Annotated in this window: 2 protein-coding genes and 1 pseudogene; 2 read left to right on the forward strand and 1 reads right to left on the reverse strand. The window is 64.0% G+C overall.

Translation table 11 applies throughout. From position 1 onward, the window contains the following. Nucleotides 1–1,011: tyrosine--tRNA ligase (gene tyrS, locus EN742_RS29295; protein ID WP_128333576.1), on the reverse strand; the 1,011-nt coding region annotated here is incomplete at its 3' end. Between the two features lie 289 nt (nt 1,012–1,300). On the opposite strand from tyrS, the gene EN742_RS29300 reads away from it, so the two are divergent. Together EN742_RS29300 and EN742_RS38320 are read left to right on the forward strand one after the other, a co-directional pair. Further along, nucleotides 1,301–2,944, forward strand: coding sequence for a glycosyltransferase family 39 protein (locus tag EN742_RS29300; protein ID WP_128333577.1), 1,644 nt, complete (start codon nt 1,301–1,303; stop codon nt 2,942–2,944). A 43-nt stretch (nt 2,945–2,987) separates the two neighbouring features. Then, nucleotides 2,988–3,207 (forward strand): annotated as a pseudogene (locus EN742_RS38320) (phosphoesterase); the annotation flags it as partial.

A 3,207-nucleotide genomic window follows, 5' to 3' on the forward strand; every position in this document is an offset into this window, starting at 1 on the left:
GGGCAGTGTGTCGGCGAGCGCGCCTTCCTCGAAGGTCTTGCGCGCGGTTTCGCTCGCCGTTTCCGCAGCCTCGCGGCCATGCAGCATGGCGGTGATCTCGGTGGCGAGGATCTTCTTCGCCTCGTTGATCTCCGCGCCGCCGAGCTTTTCGAGCCGCGCGACCTCGTCGAGCGGCAGCGTCGTATAGAGTTTCAGGAAGCGGCTGACATCTGCGTCCTCGGTGTTGCGCCAGTACTGCCAGAATTCGTAGGGCGACAGCATGTCGCCGTCGAGCCAGACCGCGCCCGACGCAGACTTGCCCATCTTGGCGCCCGACGAGGTGGTGAGCAGCGGCGTGGTCATCGCGTAGAGCTGCGCGCCCTCCATGCGGTGGCCGAGATCAATGCCGTTGACGATGTTGCCCCACTGGTCGGAGCCGCCCATCTGCAGCCGACAGCCGAGCCGCTTGTGGAGCTCGACGAAGTCGTAGGCCTGCAGGATCATGTAGTTGAATTCGAGGAACGACAGCGACTGCTCGCGGTCGAGGCGCAGCTTGACGGAATCGAAGGCGAGCATCCGATTGACCGAAAAATGCCGGCCGACATCACGCAGGAAGTTGACGTAGTTGATCTCCATCAGCCAATCGGCGTTGTTGATCATGACGGCGTCGCCGGCGCCGCTGCCGAATTTGAGGTAGGGCGCGAAGTTGCGGCGAATGCCAGCCAGATTGTCCTCGATGTCCTGCGGCGTCAAAAGCTTGCGCGCCTCGTCCTTGAACGAGGGATCGCCGATCATCGAGGTGCCGCCGCCCATCAGCGCGATCGGCCGGTGGCCGGTCCGCTGCAGCCAATGCAGCATCATGATTTGGATCAGTGATCCCGCATGGAGGCTCTTCGCCGTCGCATCGAAGCCGATATAGGCGGTGACGATTTCCTTGGCGAAAAGCTGGTCGAGGCCGGGTTCGTCCGGGATCTGGGGGATGAAGCCGCGCTCGCTCATGACGCGCAGGAAATCGGATTTGTAGGCGGACATTTTTTCTTTCCCGAAGATCGCCCGGCCGCCGGGCCAAGCGTGACATGAAGGCGGGCGTTTAGCACCAGTGGGCGATCAGCAAAAGTGGAATCCGGTTTTGCGTCCGATCGCCCACCAAGCAATGACCAGCGATCAGCAAAAGTGGAATCCGGTTTTGCGTCGCGCGCGGATGACGTTGCGTATCCTTGCCTCGTGGTTGCGGCTGGCGTAATGAGGCGCCGCGCAAAGGGCAGTGCCCAGGCGCCGCGACGGGGCACCATCCCGCAATCGAGATCCGGAAGCTCCCGCGATGAACAGGAACTACGTCATCCTCTTTCTGTTCAGCCTGCTGATGACCTTCAGCGGTCTCGCCAGCCTTCCTCCGATCGACCGTGACGAGTCCCGCTTCGTCCAGGCGACCAAGCAGATGGTCGAGACCGGCGACTATGTCGATATCCGCCTGCAGGATGTTACGCGCTACAAGAAGCCGATCGGCATCTACTGGCTGCAATCGGCGGCGGTGGCGCTGAGCGGCGAGGGCGCCGCCGCGCCGATCTGGGTCTATCGCCTGGTCTCAATGCTGGGCATCGCGCTCGCCGTCGTCGGCATCGGCTGGACCGGCACGAGGCTCTTCGGCGCCAATGCCGGCCTCGCCGCCGGTCTGATGATGGCGGCGATCTTTGCCACCGCCTTCGAGGGCCGCGACGCCAAGACCGACGCCATGCTTCTGGCCTGCTGCGTGGCGGCCCAGGGCGCGCTGGCGCAGGCCTATCTCGCCGCGCGCCGCAACGAGCCGGTCGCTGGCCATCTGCCCTGGATCTTCTGGATCGCGCAGGGACTTGGCATCCTCATCAAGGGACCGGTGGCGCCGCTCTTGTCGCTGCTGACGGCGGCGGCGCTGGTTGCCTTCGATCGCGACTGGCGCTGGCTCCTCAAGCTGAAGCTGGTGCACGGCGTCGCCATCGTGCTCGTCATCGTGCTGCCCTGGATATTTCTCATCAGCTTGAAGAGCGGCGGCGCTTTTTTCCAGGAGGCGGTCGGCAAGGACATGCTGACCAAGGTGGCGCAGGGCGAGGAATCGCATGGCCTGCCGCCCGGCTTCTACATGCTGACCTATTCGCTTTTCATGTGGCCGTTCGGCCTGATCGCTGTCGGCGCCGGGCTGCAGGCCATCAACCGCTTTTGGGATGATCCGCGCCTGCGCTTCTGCCTCGCCTGGTATATCCCGTTCTGGCTGGTGTTCGAGGCGATCCCGACCAAGCTGCCGCACTATGTCATGCCGGCCTATCCGGGGATGGCGCTGCTGATCGGCTGGTTGCTTACGTTGAAGCCCGAGGAGGCCAACGCACCGCTCAAACGTTGGCAGACCTGGCTGTGGTGGGCGACCGCCTTCGGCCTTGTCGTCGTTTCCATCGGCCTGGCGGTGGTCTGCATTGGCGCGCCGATCTATCTCGCCAAGGCATTTTCGTGGTGGAGCATTCCCGCCGCGCTTGCTGCGCTCGCCGCCGGCTACATGGCCTTCCCGCGCCAATTGCAGGTGCCGCTCGGACGCGTCGGTGCGATTGCCATTTGCGCCGGCATCACCTTTTCCCTGCTGTTCGGTACCATCGCGCCGTCGCTGAAGCCGATCTGGCTGACCCCGGCGATCAAGGTCGCGGTCGACGCCAACCGACCATGCGACACCACAGTGCTTGCCTCCGCCCCGTACCATGAGCCGAGCCTCGTCTTCCTGGTCGGAACCAGCACCGTGCTCACCGATGTCGACGGTGTCGCAAAGCACCTGCTGGCCGATCCCGCTTGCGCGCTGGGACTGGCATCGGTCAAGGACGAGCAGAAGCTCAACGAATTGCTTTCGGGGCAGGGCAAGTCGGCAAAGCGCCTGACCGAGATCGACGGGCTCAACTATTCGTCAGGAGACAAACTGGCGGTCGGGCTTTATCGGGTGGCAGAGTGAATAGCATCGGGCCTCGAATGCCCTTATAAGCTCGCGCCCAATCATGCTCGTCATCGCATCCACCCTCTATCGCCGCTCGCTCGGCAACTTCCTCGACACGATCCGCATCGTGAGGAGGCGCTTTGCCGTGCGGGCGGCGCGTTACCCCGAGATCCCCTGGCTGGTCTGGGTGTTTGCCTGGCTGTTGCTCGCGACGGCAGTCTTCTTCAGCCTCGACGGCGCCGCCGGCAGAATGCGCGGGGTGTGGACGCCCGGCTTCGTCC

The organism is Mesorhizobium sp. M4A.F.Ca.ET.020.02.1.1 (assembly GCF_004022645.1).
GTDB lineage: Bacteria > Pseudomonadota > Alphaproteobacteria > Rhizobiales > Rhizobiaceae > Mesorhizobium.

Excerpts from the sequence above, each read along its gene's own strand:
- EN742_RS29300 (WP_128333577.1), top strand. The coding sequence starts at position 1,301 with ATGAACAGGAACTACGTCATCCTCTTTCTGTTCAGCCTGCTGATGACC.